Source organism: Vibrio sp. 1078-1, assembly GCF_033340475.1.
In genome coordinates this window covers 1-737 of the sequence record NZ_JAWOWM010000292.1, presented here as the reverse complement: position 1 = coordinate 737, position 737 = coordinate 1, and the positions used below count along the sequence as shown (strand labels likewise).

General features: G+C 48.7%; 1 protein-coding gene. It reads left to right on the top strand.

Features of this window, described 5'->3' with window-relative positions:
• Positions 1-737 (top strand): sensor domain-containing diguanylate cyclase (locus tag R7190_RS27165; RefSeq protein ID WP_318137840.1); only part of this gene is annotated, 737 nt, incomplete at both ends.

The following is a 737-nucleotide window of genomic DNA, read 5'->3' as shown; positions in this document are numbered from 1 at the left end:
ACGTTTCGTGGTGTTTCACGCCGTCGACACCTCCGAAAAGCAAATACTTGTCCGCTCTCTGGAAGAAGCCGAAAACAAATTTGCCAAGCTGACCCAACTATTGCCCGATGGCCTGCTGCTGATTGAAGATGACACCATCATCTCAGCAAACCCTGCCTCGGCTCGTTTGCTTGGGCTTAACTCCCCTCACGAGCTGCTCGGTGAAGAGCTCTCTCGTCTGTTCATCGACGAAAACACCAAAAAAGTTTTCAGTCACCGACTCAGCACGCTTATTTCGGACAAACCGTTTGTTTGCCTGACTAGCGCGCGTTGCGGATTTGAGCGCAAAGTCCAATTGCATGCGGACTCGACGGCAATTCTAGGCAGTGAATCTCAAATTATTCTTATCCAAGATGCGGATGACACACCAAAACACTTGTCGTCGGCCTCCAGTGAAGATTCTCATATCGACTCTTTAACCAAACTGTATAACCGATTTGGTTTCACCAAGCGCCTAGAGCAACTGATCAAAAGCCAAACACCGCTATTGGTGTTTTACCTCGATATCGATAACTTTAAGAACATTAATGACTCGCTGGGTCATCACATCGGTGACAAAGTCATCCAAGAAGTTTCTGCGCGTTTAAAACGACTCCTGCCAAACCAAGCCATCACCGGCCATCTTGGCGGTGATGAGTTCGGCCTCATCCTTCCTGAGCCAGACAACTCGCGCATCGCAGAAGTGTTATCAGATCGCA